The following is a 16,721-nucleotide window of genomic DNA, read 5'->3' on the forward strand; positions in this document are numbered from 1 at the left end:
CCGATCTTTATAGTCATTTACGCGTTCAATTTCTACTCTCTTTTCTTAATCTTCCGAACAATTTCGGTAACTTTTACTTACCTTGCGCAGATATAGCGCAGACTTTCACAAGTTGAAAGCTGTGGAATAATAAAACGACTGCACCGAAGAGATTTTTTGTGTTTCGCAAGAAAAACCTCCGTTCACAAAAGAACCGAGGTTGATCTAAAATTGATTTCCCGCTGACTTTCAGGATTGGCCCATTCCCCGCTTATGATTCAGGTAGGCGCGATTATGCAGATAAGAAGCGTCGGCTGGCTTCAGGGCGCCCGCCTTCTCGTTAGCCTGCCAGGCTTCATCCCATTTCTGCATCTGATCATAGCAGCAGCACAGCCAGATCCAGGGAATATAGCCATAGCAGTCGAGATTCACAAAACCACCCCGATCCAAGGGCAAAGGTAGTGTTGTTGCCAGCTTGTACCAGAAAACAGCACATTCCCAATTTTTTTCCAGATAGAAATAACGTCCCAGTCCGCAGCAGATTTCTCCGCGCGGAGGTGCATAACGCAGGGCCTGGATCAGACTTGAAAATTCTTTTTGCCTTTGCTTTAAGGCGTGCCAGCAGCGGGCCATGCTCAAACAGGCGTCAATCTTATTTTCTGACCAGCCGGCAGGATCGTTCAGGAACATTTCGTATTCTGCCAAAGCTTCTTCATAGCGCTGATGATCAGCCAGTTCCCGCGCGTAATAGTACCGCTGGCGGATATCCAACGTGCCCGCCTGTTTTAATTTTTCCAAAATCCGCAGATTACGCTGCGGATCTGCACAATGCACCTTATGATGTTCGATGGCGATATCACTGACATAACGACGAGGAACAAAGGGGATTGTTTCATGCACCGCGCCTTGCCAACGCAGATGTGCGCCGCGCCGGATCAGGCGTTCCCGAGGAAAGCTGAACGTGGGCCGGCCTTCACTGTCAAAGGCTGTCCGATACTGCATGACGACCATATCGCAGCGCTCGTCCAGCGTTTGTTTCAGCGCAAGCAGTTTTTCAAGCTGATCCGCAGGCACGATGTCATCCGCATCCAGCCAGAGAATAAAATCCTGACTGGCCTGATCAAAGGAATAATTCCGGGCTGCCGCAAAATCATCTATCCAGGGAAAATCATAAATTTCAGCCTGATGACGAGCGGCAATCGCACGGGTTTGATCGGTCGAGCCTGTATCCACAATAATCATTTCATCCACGGCTTTTGCAACGCTGCTTAAACAGCGATCCAAAACGTCTTCTTCATTTTTAACGATCATACACAAACTGATTGTAATCATACCTGATCTCCTTTTCCATTCTCACTCTCCTACCCCATGTCATTCGCAGCGCGTTGTGGTTCAACATGAACGCAACGGACAAGGGGTGTCGGCCTTTGTGCGTCAGCTTTGAGTTCTGCGTAATTTTACAATGGTCATTGTCAGCGTGCATTCCGTGACGGTTTGGGCAGCGTTGAACGTCAGCGTAAATGAAGTTGAGGCCGGGACGTCGATGATCATGGATACCGCGCCGAAGGCACTGGATCGTTCGAGGGCCGTCATAAAATAAATACCGAATTCAATGTGTGCCGCATTGTTATAAAACGGAGTTACCTGGATAAAAGTCGGCGCCATCGTCAACGCTGAAACTTGATAATCAATTTTATAAAAACCGGCGGCCAGCGTCACCCGTGTCGGTTCGCTCAACGTAATATTGCCGGTCGGATCCGCGATCGACTGACTCATTGGAATCAGCGCACCGTTAGCAAACTGCGCACCGAAGTTTACAAACGAAGCAAAAATATCATCGGGAATAGGCCCTGCCGGACCAGTAGGGCCAGGATTTCCGGTTGCGCCAGTTTCGCCGGGAGCCCCTGTTGGTCCTGTGGGACCTGGTATTCCCTGAGGACCTGTCGGCCCCGTCGCTCCCGTTACTCCGGAGAGACCTTGAGGACCCGTTATTCCAGGATTGCCCATCGGTCCCTGAATACCCTGAGGACCGGCAGGACCCGTTGGGCCGGGTAGACCGACAGGCCCTGGATTGCCTTGAGGACCCGTCGGGCCTGTATTTCCCATTGCACCGGCTTGGCCAGGAATTCCCTGCGGTCCGGGATTCCCTGTTGGTCCTGTTGCCCCGGTAAGTCCTTGTATCCCTTGAGGGCCTGTCGGGCCAGGAATTCCCTGCGGTCCGGGATTGCCAGTCGGTCCTGTTGCCCCGATAAGCCCTTGTATCCCCTGAGGGCCTGTCGGGCCGGGAATACCCTGTGGGCCAAGAGGGCCTTGAGGACCTGCAGGTCCCGGTCTTCCCGGAATACCTTGTTCTCCCTGCGGACCGGCTGGACCTCTTTCTCCTTCCGGTCCCGGCATTCCCGGATATCCCTGCGGTCCACGTTCACCGCGCGGACCGACGGGACCCGGACATCCCCGCGGCCCCCTAGGTCCTCGAGGCCCCGGGCAGCAGCCGGAACATTCGCAAGAATGATTCTGATTATCCCAATCCAGAGATGAAGCATAATCTCTGTTTTTCATTTGCGTCACCTTCTTTCGATCACCGTCATTCTATGTTTTTAATGCGGAACCGGCTTTGTGTCAGCCTAACACAAATCTGTTTTTTCAAAAAAACAGCCGGCTGTCAGTGAAGGCTGACAGACCGGTTGTTTATAAAGCACCTGAAATCAAATTTATCTTCCCGTTTTATTCTTCAAGCAAAAGCTTAACGATACTCAAAACTTATTATTTATTCTTCTTCTACAAAGTCCAAATCCAGTTTCTTTACGGTTAACGTCGCCGCTACGCCAACGCCCAGCGTCAAATTTAAAGCATAAGGCGCATAAACGATCAGTTCCAGGACATCCCCGGCAAACAGTTGCTCAATGACGCTGCCAGAATAAATGGATTCTACCCCAACAGCCAATAAATGCGTTACCTCCGTACTGTCAATCGGAGCTCCATTTCGTCTTACTTCAAGCGAAACTTCAGTACCTAAAGAAGAAGAGCCATTGAACATATAGTTGATCTCATAAATACCTGAATGTTCGATTGTTAAGCTATCCGCCATTCCGGTTCCCACACCATTGATCGGCATCAGCAGAGGGAGCGGAATTCTTTCAGGCACATTCGGATTTAAGAATAATGTCTGTTCCGTCTTGTTATAGCGTCCGCCATAATAAAGCAGACCGCCGCCCCCGCCTGCACCGGTGGCACCCGTTGGACCGGTTGGACCCATTTCCCCATCGGCCCCAGTTGGACCGGTTGGACCCATCGCCCCATCTGCGCCCGTTGGACCGATTGGACCAGGTTCTCCTGCTAATCCCTGAGCACCATCAGCGCCAGTTGCACCGGTAGCTCCAGTTGCGCCTGTAGCTCCCGTAGCGCCAGTCGGACCCGTTGGACCCGTCGCACCGGTTGGACCTGTAGGGCCGATTGGACCCGTAGCGCCTGTCGCACCGCCGGCTCCGATATTGCCAGTGGCCCCAGTTGGACCGATTGGGCCCGTCGGACCGGTGATGCCTTGAATACCTGAAGGACCCGTAGCACCTGTGGCTCCCGTAGCACCGGTCGGACCCGTTGGGCCGATTGGACCGGTTGGTCCCGTCGGCCCTGTAATACCTTGAATACCAGAAGGACCTGTCACGCCAGTAGCTCCCGTAGCGCCAGTCGGACCCGTTGGGCCGATTGGACCGATCGGACCGGTGACGCCAATAAATCCTTGTGGTCCCTGCGGACCGGTGGCGCCAACAGGACCTGCGACGCCTTGCGGACCCGTGGCACCGGTAACGCCGGCAAACCCTTGCGGACCTTGCGGACCGGTTGCCCCCGTCGGGCCGATTGGGCCGGTTGGACCTGTCGCACCGGTAACGCCTGCGAGACCCTGAGGACCTTGTGGTCCTTGCGGGCCTTGAGCTCCGGTATTTCCCATCGGGCCTTGAATTCCCTGCGGGCCTTGCGGACCCGTGGCTCCGGCGGCTCCGGTTGGACCGGTTGGACCCACAGGCCCCTGAATTCCCGGATTTCCCATTGGACCTTGCGGCCCTGTCGGACCGGTTGCCCCGGTAAATCCTCGCGGACCCTGAGGACCCGGATATCCCCGCGGACCGATCGGACCTCGGGCTCCGGTTACCCCTTGAGGACCGATTGGCCCAGGTTCACCTTGCGGACCTTCTGGTCCCCGGCAGCCACGAGGGCCCTGCGGACCCTGGGGACCCGGACAGCCCCGCGGACCCATCGGGCCCTGTTCGCCACGACAGCCTCGCGGACCTTGCGGACCGGTTGGGCCGGTGCAGCAGCACCCCGGACGCGGCGGACGGCAGGAACGAGCATCTTCTTCCTCCTGCCAGTCGATTGGGCTTGAGGCATAATGTCTTCGATCATCGTTCATCATCTTCACCTGCTTTCAGAATGAGAGTTCTCATTCAACCCATACTATGGCAATTCTTTCCCGTTCCTTTGACGCCGGCCCAGCCGAAGCTGGAAATTCGATATCTTTTTTCTAACAGTGTGCCGATTTAGGCTAAAAACGCAGGTTCATTCCCTATGAAAAATATTCAGTTTATTTCGCAGACATAACCACATGCTTATAAGCTTTCCTGCATCCACCTTCAGTTTGTTGCGGGTAAATCTGCTTGATATTTTAAAACGATAAGGATGGAATTTACTTTTTCCATGTTGTCTACAATAAACGGCTTCCGTCATTGATCTGACAATTTTTTCTCTATATTGCCGCTGGCTGTCGGGCCTCCTTTCTATATTGGAGAGGATTTACCAACACTTTAAACTCTGCAGCTGCGCGCAGGGGACAGAGTATAAAAAAACCTGGATTCTCTGTTTTCAAGATCCAGGTTTCAAATTCAATTCATTTTCACTACAAGCTTAAAGCAGACCGACACGTTTGAAAATATCATCGACATGTTTCAGATGATAGGCCGGATTGAAGCAGTCGTCAATTTCAGCCTTGCTTAACAACGCCGTTACCCGCGGTTCCGCTTCCATTAACGAACGAAAATCAATTTTCTCATTCCAGGATTTATTCGCGTTCGGCTGGACCAGGTCATAAGCCTCCTCCCGCGACATTCCCTTTTCAATCAACGTCAGCATAAACCGCTGTGAGAAGATCACGCCGTAGGTCTTATAAATGTTCTCGCGCATGTTGTCTTCAAACACCGTCAGCGTGTCAATGATCCGCGTAAACCGGTTGAGCATGTAGTCGAGCAGTTCCGTTGCATCCGGCGCGATGATCCGCTCGGCGCTGGAATGCGAGATATCCCGCTCATGCCACAATGCGACATCCTCGTAGCTGCTGATCATGTAACCGCGTAAAATCCGGGCACAGCCGCACATGTTTTCCGAACCGATCGGATTGTGCTTATGCGGCATCGCACTGGAGCCCTTCTGTCCCTTGTTGAAGTATTCCTCTACTTCACGAACTTCCGTGCGCTGCAAATGCCGGATCTCCGTCGCCATTTTCTCGATCGAGGTTGCGATCAGAGCCAGCGTCGCAAAATACTGCGCATGCCGATCGCGCTGCAGCACCTGTGTCGAAATTTTCGCCGAATGAATCCCCAGCTTTTCACAGACATAATCCTGAACGAACGGCGGGGTGTTGGCAAACGTACCGACGGCGCCGGAAATCTTCCCGGTTTCCACCATTGCCGCCGCTTCCTCAAACCGCTGCAGGTTGCGGTTCATTTCTTCAAACCAGAGCGCGAATTTCAAGCCGAAAGTCGTAATTTCCGCATGGACGCCATGGGTTCGGCCCATCATGATCGTATCCTTATATCGCAGCGCTTTTTCCTTCAGAACATCCTGAAACCGATGCAGATCTTTCCGCAGAATTTCATTGGCCTGTTTATACAGATAGCCATAAGCGGTGTCGACGACGTCGGTGGAGGTCAGCCCGTAATGTACCCACTTCCGTTCCTCACCCAGCGATTCGGAAACCGCCCGGGTAAACGCCACGACGTCATGTTTGGTTTCACTTTCAATTTCATAGATCCGGTCGATGTCAAACGAGGCGTTCTGCCACAGCTTCGCTACGTCCTCCGCCGGGATTTCACCCAGCTGACTCCAGGCCTCGCATGCCAGCAGCTCGACTTTCAGCCACGCGCCGAACTTGCTCTCCTCATTCCAGATCGCCCGCATTTCAGGACGGGAATAACGGTCTAACATAACACTCCTCCTTTTATTTCTGTTTAATCACTTTTTGGAAACTGAACAGCGCGGTCGGATACTGGCCGCTGAAGCATGAGACGCACAGATCCCGCGTCGGGATGGCCTCGCGCATCTGTTCAATCGTCATGAATTTCAGCGAATCGGCATTGATGTAAGTACACAGCTCGTCCACATTCATCCGTGCGCTGATCAATTCTTCATACGTCGAAGTGTCGACGCCGTAGAAGCATGGACTGCTGAAAGGCGCGGAGGCGATCCGCACATGCACTTCCGTTGCCCCGGCATCCTTTAACAGCTGGACAATCCGGCGGGATGTCGTACCGCGCACGATCGAATCGTCGACCATGACGACACGCTTGCCGCTGACGATGCTGCTGATCGCACTCAGTTTCATGCGCACGCCGCGTTCACGTTGTTTCTGGGTCGGCTGAATGAAGGTCCGGCCGACATACCGGTTTTTGATCAAACCGATTTCATACGGAAGACCGCTGGCTTCGCTGTAGCCGATCGCGGCCGAGAGGCTGGAATCCGGCACACCGATGACGATATCCGCTTCGACGTCATCGCTCTTGGCCAGAAGCATCCCTGCGTGACGGCGGCTGGTATGGACGTTGATGCCCTCGATGCTGCTGTCCGGACGGGCGAAATAAATGTATTCCATCGCGCACATTTTGTGCTGAACTTGATCTGTATAATGAAAGCTCTTAACGCCGTCGCTGGCGATTCTTACGACTTCGCCCGGTTCGATATCGCGGATGAATTTCGCGCCGACGATATCAAACGCGCAGGTTTCCGAGCTGATGCAGTAGCCATCCTCAAGGAATGCCAGCGACAGCGGCCGCAGACCGTTCTTGTCGCGGACCGCATACATGCAGTCCTTGGTCATGATGATGAAAGCGAACGCCCCTTCCATCTTGCGGCAGGCGCCCATGATCTTCTCAACGAACGTTCCCGCTTCCCGCTGGATCAGATGCAGCATGATCTCGCTGTCACTGCTGCCCTGGAAGATGCTGCCCAGATTTTCCAGTTCTTCTTTCAATTCGCTGGCGTTGACAATCTGCCCGTTATGCACGGCCCCGAAATGCCCGGTATGTGCGCGGACCATGATCGGCTGCACGTTTTCGATCTCATTGCCGCCGTCGGTCGAATACCGGACATGGCCGATCGCATGGATGCCGTCCATCTTGTTGATCGTTTCAGTGTTGAACACTTCCGTGATCAGGCCCTTGCCCTTGATGCACTTGATGTTCTGTCCGTCGCTGGTCGCAATCCCGGCCGCTTCCTGACCGCGATGCTGCAGCGCGTGCAGGCCAAAGTAGGACAGCGAGGCGGCCGAGCTGACATGATATACGCCGAACACGCCGCATTCCTCATGAATCTTACCGTTTAAAAAATATTCGTTTTCCATTTTCATTTTGTCTTCACCCACTGGCTCAAACGGCCGTATATCTCCTCATAAGCGCCGATGACGTCGCTCATATCTCTTCTGAAACGATCCTTATCCAGTTTTCTGTCCGTGCCTTTTTCCCAGAACCGGCAGGTATCCGGCGAAATTTCATCCGCCAGCAATATCCGTCCTTCGCTGTCCTTGCCGAATTCCAGTTTGAAGTCGATCAAGCGGACGTTGATCTGATCGAAAATTTCTTTCAGAACTTCGTTGACCTGCGCGGTGATCGCATAGATCTGGTCCAGCTCCCCGCGCGTCGCAAAACCCAGACCGACGGCATGGGTATCGTTGATCATCGGATCACCCAGCTCGTCGTTTTTATAACAGATTTCATAGACCGGCGTTTTCAGCACAGTCCCCTCTTCAATTCCAAATTTCTTTGCCATACTTCCGGCAACGACGTTGCGGACGATGACTTCCAGCGGAACGATACTGACTTTCTTACACAGCTGATCCCGATCGTTCAGCGTTTCTACCCAATGCGTCGCAATTCCACGGTGATTCAGTTCGCGAAACAAGATCGTCGTGATTTTGTTGTTGAGCACGCCTTTGTTGCTGATGCTGTCCTTCTTCAATCCGTTAAACGCTGTCGCGTCATCCTTGTAATGGATGATCACCCGCTCTGGATCATCGGTAGCATAGACCTGCTTGGCCTTGCCTTCGTACATCATTTCCTGCTTTTCCATGCAATATCCTTCCTTTTCTCTCAATTACCCTCGCCAAAATAAAAAACATATTGTATCCACAATATGCACTGAAAAACTCCTAAAATGAAGTCTGCGCCTGATTCGGTCCTTTCTTCATAAAGAGTTCCTCCTTTAGGGTCAACCTCGGCATTCACCTTGACTGCTCATTTATAAAAATGGGGGAAAAGGTTACTTGTAGTCCACACATAGGCCAGTGGGTAGATACGTGTCAGCCGAAATTTGACACCTATACAAGTAATGCAAACCTGACTGCTATCAGATTTACAGGTATATAATACACTTCTTCCCCTTGCTTGACAATGATTTTTTAAGCTTTTTTTTAAGGATTTCAGGATAGTTTTTCACTCAGCTCCATCCACCGCTCAGTTTTGCTTTCCAGCTCGCTTTCCGCCGCCTCCCGCTGCTCGCCCAACGTCTTGAGCTGAGCATAGTCTGCCGTCTGCCCCAGCTTGACGTCCAGCGCCTGAATTTCCTGTTCCAGCACCGGCAGCCGGGCTTCAATTTCCTCCAGCTCTTTCTTTTCCATATAGGTCAGCCGGTTGACTTTCGGCTTGACGCGGACCGTCGTTTCCCGCGGCTTAGCCTGTTCCGCTTCCGTCTGCTGCTCCAGATAATCGGTATAGCTCAGGTTGCTGAAGCTCAGCCGTCCCTGGCCTTCGTAGATCAACAACCGGTCGCAGGTGCGGTCGAGGAAATAGCGATCATGACTGACGGAAAGCACCGCCCCGCCGAAATCGTCGAGATATTCTTCCAGAAGCATCAGTGTCGGAATATCCAGATCGTTAGTCGGTTCGTCCAAAAGCAGAACGTTCGGCGCTTTCATCAGAATCCCCAATAAGCCCAGCCGGCGTTTCTGACCGCCGGAGCATTTGCCGATCGGCTGCCATTGCTGCTTCGGATCAAATAAGAATCGCTGCAGCATCTGCGAAGCGCTCACCTGCCCGTCCGGCGTGTCGATCACCTCGCCGATCGAACGGACATAATCAATGATCCGCTGATCGGGATCCATTTCCTCCAGCTCCTGGGAAAAATAGCCGATCCGCACTGTTTCGCCGACGATGATTTTCCCGGCGTCGGGCTGCAGCTGACCTGCAAGCAGCTTCATCAGCGTGCTTTTTCCGCAGCCGTTAGGGCCGATAATGCCTAAGCGCTCATGCCGGCGGACAATGTAGCTGAAATCCGTGATCAGCGGCTGACCATTGATCGCCTTGGACAGATTGCAGATCTCGATCGTCGTATTGCCCAATCGGGAACTCAGCGAGCCGAGCTTGAGCTGATCAGGATCCTGAATCCGTTCAATCGCGCTAAGCTTTTCAAAACGTTCGATACGCTCCCGGCTTTTGGTTGAACGGGCCATCGCCCCGCGCTGAATCCACTGGGCTTCTTTGCGCAGATACGCCAGCCGCTTGCGCTCGCTGGCCCGGGCCATTTCCTCACGCTGCGCTTTCAGCTGCAGAAAGCCGGAATAATTTGTCTGATAGGCATAAACATGTCCAGCCTCCACCTCCAAGATCGCATTGGTGACACGGTCGAGGAAATAACGGTCATGCGTGACCATCAGCATCGCTTTATTCGACTTGATCAGCCGCTTTTCCAGCCACAGAATCATCTGTTGATCAAGATGGTTGGTCGGCTCGTCCAGGATCAACAGGTCGCACGGCCGGATCAAGGCGCAGGCCAGCGCCACACGGCGGCGCTGACCGCCGGAACACGTGCCCACCTTCTGACTCATGTCGTTCATTTTTAACTGGGTCAGGATCGACTTGGCTTCATATTCCTGAACCTCATCTTTTTTCTCCGCGCTCTCCAGCACGGTTTCCAAGACGGTTTTCTCCGGATCCAGCTGCGGCTGCTGTACCAGACAGGAAATCCTTTTGCCCGGCACCAGCGTGACCGTTCCGTCATCCGGCGCTTCCAGCCCGGCGATCAAACGCAGCAGCGTTGATTTCCCAGCCCCGTTAACACCAACGATGCCCCATTTTTCTTTTTCATTGATAACCAGGCTGACATGATCCAGAACCGGATCCGCGCCGTAATTTTTAACCAGATTGTCTGCCGAACAAATCAATCGCTCCGCCTCCCTTCTTTATTCCAGACCTGCGCTGCACACCGCATCAGCCTGTTCGCCGACGACGACCGCAAACACCGCGCCCTCGTTTAAAATACAAGCCTTTTCCAACTTCGCCGCTTCTTCCGGGAAGTAGTTGGCATTCTGCTGCTGCATTGCCGCTAAACTGGATTCGATCACTTTCCGCGCTTCGTCGGGATGGCTGACCTCGAACACCGCGATCTGATCAGCGCGGGTATCCGCCGCCATTTTCATCTTTTGATCGAGCACTTCGTCCGGAGCGAAGAAATAAAACGCGTCGATCTGATCGGCGTCGACGTCGACCAGCGTTTGTTCAGGATCCGCTTTCCGGCTCAGCTGTTCCATCACTTCCGCCACGCTCTTCGCGTTCGGCTTGGCCGGGCTTTGACAGCCTGTGATCATCAGCGCCGTCAAGATCAATACACTCCATTTTTTCATTGTTCTTTCCTTCCTCCACATGCGTTTTCATATAGTCCTTATAGATGGCGAACCCTTCGGTGTTCAAATGCACGCCGTCGGCCGTCAGTTCTTCCCGCAGCTCGCCGTTTTCATCCATCAGCAGCGGGGCCGGATCAAGCAGATAGATCTGCTTTTCCTGTGCCAGCTCAGTGAAGATCGCGTTATATTCGGCGATTCTTTCGGGCGCGACGTCTTTTTCCCGGGCATAGCCCTTGGCGCTGCAGGGATAAATTTTCTGAAGCAGCAGCGTAGCGTCCGGCTGGACTTCGCGCAATCCGTCGATCAAACTGCCCAGTTTCTGTTTAAAAACCGAGCTGTATTCCCACCCCAGTTCATTGTAGCCGACGATCAGAACCAACCGCCGGTAAGTTTTATTCTCCAGAGCCTCCCATACGGTCTGTTTCTCTTTTCCTTCCCCGATCACCTTTTTGATCTGCCACTGATTGATCGACAAGCCGATCGACGCCAGCACGTCCGACTGCGGAAAAACCTCGTAGTCAAAAACGCCGACAGCCCGCGAATCGCCTAAAAACGCAGTGTCGGAAAAGAAGTCGTCCGAGACCGGCGCGGTTTCAGCCAGTGGCTGGCTGTAATCAAAATCCGTGATGGTTCTATAACAAAGACACCCTTTCGGCGTCGTGTTTTCCTTCATAAGGGCGGAAGAATCCACCGGCTGACCAGCGCAGCCGGCCAAACAGAACGACAGGAGCAAACCTAAGCTTTTTTTCATCGCATTCACCTGCCTTCTTTATTTTACAACCTTTTGACCGAAGTGCAATTCCTCTTTCATGAAAGAATGTTGAATTCGCCTGATTTTCCCAAAAGGAAAGATTTTTCGAGGTGATTTTCCGGCAGTTTAATTTCAAGCTGCGAAAACGGCACGGTTTAAACTAAAAAGGTTTAAAGATGAAAAAAGGATCTATTCAAACAGATCCTCGCTTTCGCTTTCCGTATAATCCGGCAGTTCCGGCAGCTCGTTCAGACTGACCAGCTTGAAGCTGTCCATAAATTCCTCCGTTACCTCAAACAAAATCGGCCGTCCCGGAGCTTCCGAACGTCCCGCTTCCCGAATCAGCCCCCGCGCCTGCAGCTTGCGCAGCATCATATCACAGCCCACGCCGCGGATTTCTTCGATTTCCACGCGGGTGATCGGCTGCTTGTAGGCAACGATTGCCAGGGTTTCCAGCGCTGATTGAGAAAGGGCCGTACTCTTGGCATTCGCAAACAGCTTCTGCGCATAGGGATGAATCGAAGCTTTGGAGACAAATTTGAACACTCCGCCATAATCGACAACCTCGATCCCCCGCTGATCATCCGCATACATCCGCTGCAAATCCTCCAGCACCAGCCGCGCCTCGATTTCGCTGACATCCAGCACTGCCGCGCACTGCGGCAGCGTCAGCCCTTCGTCGCCAACGATAAACAACAAGCCCTCGACGATTGTCATCGCCTGATTTTCCATGATTAAGCCCCCCTCCTAAACCAGATCGTATCCGCATCATCCACTGTAAAATACAACTGATGCGAATGCGCCATATCCAGAATCGCCAGAAATGTGACGATCGTTTCATGAATTTCATGACAGTCTTCCAGCAAGCGTTCAAAGCTGAACGTTTCCGGCAAATCCGCCAGCCGCGCCGTGATCTGCAGGATCCGGTCTTCAACGGAGATTTCCTTCGCCGTATATTTCGTTTCAATCGGCCTTAACAGCTGCATCCGCCGAAGACATCGCGTCATCGCTTTTGCCAGCTCATACGGACTGCCTTGAATCGGTTGATTGTCGTTGGCTTTGATCCATTCCTCCGATTCGATCGAGACCGGCTTGCTCAACTGACACTGACGGTCCAGATACAGCTGCTTCAGCTGCTCGCTGATTTCCTTGAACTGTTGATATTCCAATAACCGGCGGACCAGACGGTCCTTCGGATCTTCCTCATAGGCGTCGTTAAGTTCCGCTTCCTGCTTCGGCAAAAGCTTCTTGCTTTTGTATTCGATCAGCGTCGCCAGTTCGACAAGATATTCGCTGCACACTTCCAAATGCATTTCTTCCATCTTATTCAGATACAAAAGATACTGTTCCGTCAGGACATGGATATCCAGATCAAACAGATCCAGCTCCTTCTCCTTGATCAGATGCAGCATCAGATCGAGCGGTCCCTCAAACTGATTCACAGCGACTGTAAACGACACAAAAAACCACCTCTTGTTTCTCATTATAACAAAAAGTGGCTTTCAGCACTAGATTTTATTTCTTATCCATCGTGAAGTTGCCGAAGAACAGCCGTTTGAATTCCCTGGCGTTAAACGGAATGAGCGGATAGAGATAAGGAAACGGGCCGACCTGGGTTTGTAAAAGCAGAATCAGATGAATCAGGATCCCGATTAGAAAACCCGGATAACCGCCGATCACAACCAGCACGATCAGCGCCAGGCGCACGATCTTATTCGCCATCGACAGCTCATAGCCGGCGGTCACAAAATTACCGATGTTGACGATTGCCGTCATAATCAGGATCTCCTGCGTATAGGCGCCATACGCAATCGGCGCGTCGCCCAGCACAAACACCGCGACGATGCCCAGAAGACTGGAAAGCATCAACGGCGAATGAATCAGGGAGAGCCGGATCCACTCGATCAAAAGATCCGCGATCAAGACCTGCACGCCAAACGTAATCGGTCCGGGGATTTCCGGCAGCGGCAGGTTCAGGCGCGTCGGATTGTGCTGCATGACCAGCACCATCCACAACGGCAGCAGATAGATCGAACAGAACACCCCGGCCAGCCGGATCGCCCGCATGACCAGCGAGATCACAGGTGTCTGGGTGTATTCCTCGATCTGCTTGGTCTGTTCAAAAAAGGTCGTCGGCATGATAACCGCCGAAGGACAGTTATCGACCAGCACGATCAACGAACCCTGAAGCAGATGGATCGCCGCGATATCCGGACGCTCGGTATAGCGCACGTGCGGATAAGGATTCCACGTCTGGCCATACATCAGCTCGCACAGCTGGCGTTCGCTGGTCACCTCCGCGTTGGTCGGCAGATGGTCGATCCGATTCTGGAAATCGTGCAGGATCGAGGGATGAATCAGATCGCTGATGTATAAGACAAAGATATCGGTCTTCGTCCGGCTGCCCTTCTGATAAGCCTTTGTCACCAGCTTGGGATCGCGGATCCGCCGGCGCACCATGCCCAAATCCAGCATGATATGTTCAATGAAGCCATCGCGCGCGCCGCGGATACTTTTCTCGACCGTCGGCTCGCTCGGCCCGCGGGTTGGGTAGGAGCGGGTATCGACGATAAACGCATAGGCACTGCCTTCCAGAATGACCAAAGTCTGGCCTTGCAGGATCTTGTCGAGCGCATCCTCCAGACTGCCCGCCTGCGTCACCGTGGCTGGAAAGAATGCCAGATTGCCTTTGTCGAAGACCAGACTTTCAACGATCGGTTCGATTGAAGTCGTACCGGTAACCCCGCCGACAAACACCAGCAGGCATTGCCGGTCGTTGACGTTGACTGAACGGATCGTCAGGTCGAAGCAGTCGGTCGCCTGCCGCAGCCAGTCAACGTTCTTCCAGGCTTCCGCTGAAAACGGGGTCTTCTCGGTCATAGCTTCGGCTTAAAGATCAGCGCCGCTAAAAACGCAAAGTAGATCGCGCTGGTAATCCCGGCTGCCGTCAGATCCAGCATCCCCAGCGGAATCCCTAATAAGCCTTGCTGCGCCACTCCGTCCATAACGGAATGCATCAGCGAATGGCCAAAGCTGGTGATCGGCAGCAGCGCGCCGGCATGGCCGAATTCGACCAGCTTGTCATAGAGATTGAAAAAGTCAAGGAACGCACCGAGCACAACGAACAAGCTTGTAATGTGCCCGGGCGTCAGATTGGTATTATCATAAATCAGCTGTCCGGCCAGACAAATTAAGCCGCACACAACAAACGCGCCAAAATATTCCATCATTCACCGACCGTCCCTTCATATACAACCGCATGCGCAATGCACGGGATCGATTCCTTCTGCTGCACGATCACCGTCGAAAGCAGCGCGCCGGTCGCGACGACCATGATCTTATGCAGCGCTTTGGTTCTTAACAGATCGAACAAATACGCGATCGTCACCACCGCGCTGCAGGCGCAGCCGCTGCCGCCGGCGAACACTTCCTGATGTTCGCGGTCATAAATCAGAAGCCCGCAGTCGATCAGCTTGTCGTGCGGATCCATGCCCTTTTGCTTGAACAGATCGATCAGCATGCTTCGGCCGATTTTGGATAAATCCCCGGTGACGATCAGATCGTAGTCGTCAAAACTCGTCCCGGTGTTCTCAAAATGCCGGCAAATCGTATCGAAAGCCGCCGGAGCCATCGCGCTGCCCATGTCATTGGGATTGGTGAACTGCCAGTCGAGAATCCGGCCCAGCGTGGCCTGTGTCAAACGGATCGGCGTCTTTTCATGTTGGAAGATCATCGCGCCCGCCCCCGTAACCGTGTAGGTCGTTGTTTCCGGCTTCTGTACGCCATATTCATTCGGATAGCGGAACTGCCGTTCCGCCGTCGCGTTGTGCGAGCTGGTTAGACCCAGCACCCGTTCGGCGTGACCGCTGTCGATCCACATCGCAGCATTGGCGGCGATCAGCGTGGAATTGGAACAGGCGCCATACAAACCGATAAACGGAATATCAAGATCGCGCGCGAAATAGTGGCTGGTCCCCAGCTGGTTGAGCAGATCACCGCCCAGGATCAGATCGAGATCGCTGGTTTTGCATCCCTGCGCGCGCAGCGCATGATCGCAGGCTTCGGACATCAGCCGCCGCTCTGCCTGTTCATAGGTTTTCTCTTCGCAATAAATGTCGTCGAACAGCTTGTCAATTTTATCCTTTAACGGACCCTGAGCTTCCATCGGACCCGCCGCCGTCCCGCAGCCGCCGACAAAGACGGATTGAAAATGCAGCGTCTTCATAGCAGCGACACCACCCATCGCAGCAGGCCCAGCGTATACGCCGCGGCGATGCCATAGGTTAAAACAGATCCCGCCAGCTTGAACATTGTGCTGCCGATTCCGTAAATTGGTCCTTCGCTGCGGCCTTCCATTGCGCAGGCTGTCAGCGAGTTGGCGAAGCCGGAAATTGGAATGAACAGCCCGGCTCCGCATTTCTGCGCAAGCTTATCATAAATGCCCAGTCCTGTCAGCAGCGCCGTGACAAACACGACGGTGATGACCATCGGACCCGCTGCGGCCTTAGCGTCTAAGCCCAGCAGCTGTTGATACATCGTCAAAAGACCCTGACCGATGATTCCCATCACCCCGCCGCTGACAAACGCCCACAACGCCTTGCCTAACGTTCCCTTTTTGGGCGCGGTCCGCTTGGACGCTTCTTTATAGCCTTGTGTACTCATCACGATTCCTCCTGTCTATCCGCTAGTATGGACAGGATTTTCCCGAACAAACATCAAGACCGCAAAAACCCGACAGACTTCTTTATTCAGCTAAAAACGAGGAAAAGATAGAAAAGGCGGCAAACGCCGCCATATTTTCTTTTCGATGATATCAGTCGCTTGCAAGGTGCGATTGCTCTGAGTAGTCCTCAGTCTGGCTGAAACCGGAAACGATTTCCTTTTTTAACTGTTCCAGTTGTTGAAGACTGATCTTGGTGCAGAGCTGGATGAGCTGATCATTACAATGATTTCTTAGCATTTCCTTTGCGGTTTCTAATCGTTGCTTTTCGATGCCTTGCTCAACACCTTGTTTGATGCCTTTCTCAATGCCTTCTGCCAAGCCTTCCCGTTTACCCTCATAGCGCAGCTGCGCCATGTCCATCATCCGCCGGTTATGCTCAAACGCCGCAT

General features: G+C 53.1%; 16 protein-coding genes, 1 pseudogene and 1 riboswitch. All 17 genes and pseudogenes read right to left on the reverse strand.

Translation table 11 applies throughout. The features are described 5' to 3' along the window. Nucleotides 1-228: 228 nt before the first annotated feature. On the reverse strand, nucleotides 229-1,311 hold the full coding sequence (locus tag AC5OW4_RS10400; RefSeq protein ID WP_072684500.1) for a glycosyltransferase family 2 protein: 1,083 nt from the start codon (nucleotides 1,309-1,311) through the stop codon (nucleotides 229-231). 102 nt (nucleotides 1,312-1,413) lie between these two features. Further along, nucleotides 1,414-1,755, reverse strand: a complete 342-nt coding sequence (locus AC5OW4_RS10405) for a hypothetical protein (protein WP_229056866.1) — start codon at nucleotides 1,753-1,755, stop codon at nucleotides 1,414-1,416. A gap of 212 nt (nucleotides 1,756-1,967) precedes the next feature. Beyond that, on the reverse strand, nucleotides 1,968-2,522 hold the full coding sequence (locus AC5OW4_RS10410; RefSeq protein ID WP_493676933.1) for a hypothetical protein: 555 nt from the start codon (nucleotides 2,520-2,522) through the stop codon (nucleotides 1,968-1,970). Between the two features lie 224 nt (nucleotides 2,523-2,746). Further along, entirely contained in the window at nucleotides 2,747-3,271 is a 525-nt protein-coding gene (locus AC5OW4_RS10415; RefSeq protein WP_493676934.1) for a BclA C-terminal domain-containing protein, read from the reverse strand. A 1,607-nt stretch (nucleotides 3,272-4,878) separates the two neighbouring features. After that, complete coding sequence (gene purB, locus AC5OW4_RS10420) at nucleotides 4,879-6,174, reverse strand: adenylosuccinate lyase (RefSeq protein ID WP_072684502.1); 1,296 nt, start codon at nucleotides 6,172-6,174, stop codon at nucleotides 4,879-4,881. 13 nt (nucleotides 6,175-6,187) lie between these two features. Continuing rightward, complete coding sequence (purF, locus tag AC5OW4_RS10425; protein WP_083538524.1) at nucleotides 6,188-7,591, reverse strand: amidophosphoribosyltransferase; 1,404 nt, start codon at nucleotides 7,589-7,591, stop codon at nucleotides 6,188-6,190. Then, nucleotides 7,588-8,310, reverse strand: coding sequence for a phosphoribosylaminoimidazolesuccinocarboxamide synthase (gene purC, locus AC5OW4_RS10430; protein WP_308559655.1), 723 nt, complete (start codon nucleotides 8,308-8,310; stop codon nucleotides 7,588-7,590). The genes purF and purC overlap by 4 nt, the downstream gene beginning before the upstream one ends. A 176-nt stretch (nucleotides 8,311-8,486) precedes the next feature. Beyond that, nucleotides 8,487-8,585, reverse strand: a riboswitch (purine riboswitch). A gap of 74 nt (nucleotides 8,586-8,659) precedes the next feature. Continuing rightward, the gene (locus AC5OW4_RS10435; protein ID WP_072684504.1) at nucleotides 8,660-10,399 is read right to left on the reverse strand and encodes an ABC-F family ATP-binding cassette domain-containing protein; all 1,740 of its coding nucleotides are present in this window, start codon (nucleotides 10,397-10,399) and stop codon (nucleotides 8,660-8,662) included. A gap of 18 nt (nucleotides 10,400-10,417) precedes the next feature. Next, entirely contained in the window at nucleotides 10,418-10,765 is a 348-nt protein-coding gene (locus AC5OW4_RS10440) for a DUF4358 domain-containing protein (protein ID WP_195396937.1), read from the reverse strand. Beyond that, the gene (locus tag AC5OW4_RS10445) at nucleotides 10,734-11,609 is read right to left on the reverse strand and encodes a GDSL-type esterase/lipase family protein (protein ID WP_493676935.1); all 876 of its coding nucleotides are present in this window, start codon (nucleotides 11,607-11,609) and stop codon (nucleotides 10,734-10,736) included. The genes AC5OW4_RS10440 and AC5OW4_RS10445 overlap by 32 nt, the downstream gene beginning before the upstream one ends. A 189-nt stretch (nucleotides 11,610-11,798) precedes the next feature. Beyond that, nucleotides 11,799-12,341 carry an SMC-Scp complex subunit ScpB gene (gene scpB, locus AC5OW4_RS10450; RefSeq protein WP_308559652.1) on the reverse strand — a complete coding sequence of 181 codons (543 nt, stop codon included), beginning with the start codon at nucleotides 12,339-12,341 and terminating at the stop codon, nucleotides 11,799-11,801. Nucleotides 12,342-12,343: 2 nt separating this feature from the next. Continuing rightward, entirely contained in the window at nucleotides 12,344-13,069 is a 726-nt protein-coding gene (locus tag AC5OW4_RS10455) for a segregation and condensation protein A (protein WP_493676936.1), read from the reverse strand. Nucleotides 13,070-13,124: 55 nt separating this feature from the next. Next, entirely contained in the window at nucleotides 13,125-14,489 is a 1,365-nt protein-coding gene (locus tag AC5OW4_RS10460; RefSeq protein ID WP_072684509.1) for a spore germination protein, read from the reverse strand. Continuing rightward, nucleotides 14,486-14,839 (reverse strand): stage V sporulation protein AE, encoded by a 354-nt coding sequence (gene spoVAE, locus AC5OW4_RS10465; RefSeq protein WP_020223445.1) that lies wholly within the window; start codon nucleotides 14,837-14,839, stop codon nucleotides 14,486-14,488. The genes AC5OW4_RS10460 and spoVAE overlap by 4 nt, the downstream gene beginning before the upstream one ends. Beyond that, nucleotides 14,836-15,834, reverse strand: coding sequence for a stage V sporulation protein AD (spoVAD, locus tag AC5OW4_RS10470; RefSeq protein WP_072684510.1), 999 nt, complete (start codon nucleotides 15,832-15,834; stop codon nucleotides 14,836-14,838). Before spoVAD ends, spoVAE begins: the two co-directional genes overlap by 4 nt. After that, nucleotides 15,831-16,271 (reverse strand): SpoVA/SpoVAEb family sporulation membrane protein, encoded by a 441-nt coding sequence (locus AC5OW4_RS10475; RefSeq protein ID WP_072684511.1) that lies wholly within the window; start codon nucleotides 16,269-16,271, stop codon nucleotides 15,831-15,833. The genes spoVAD and AC5OW4_RS10475 overlap by 4 nt, the downstream gene beginning before the upstream one ends. A 151-nt stretch (nucleotides 16,272-16,422) precedes the next feature. Next, nucleotides 16,423-16,721, reverse strand: a pseudogene (locus tag AC5OW4_RS10480) (hypothetical protein); the annotation flags it as partial.

This window comes from Holdemania sp. (assembly GCF_986127675.1).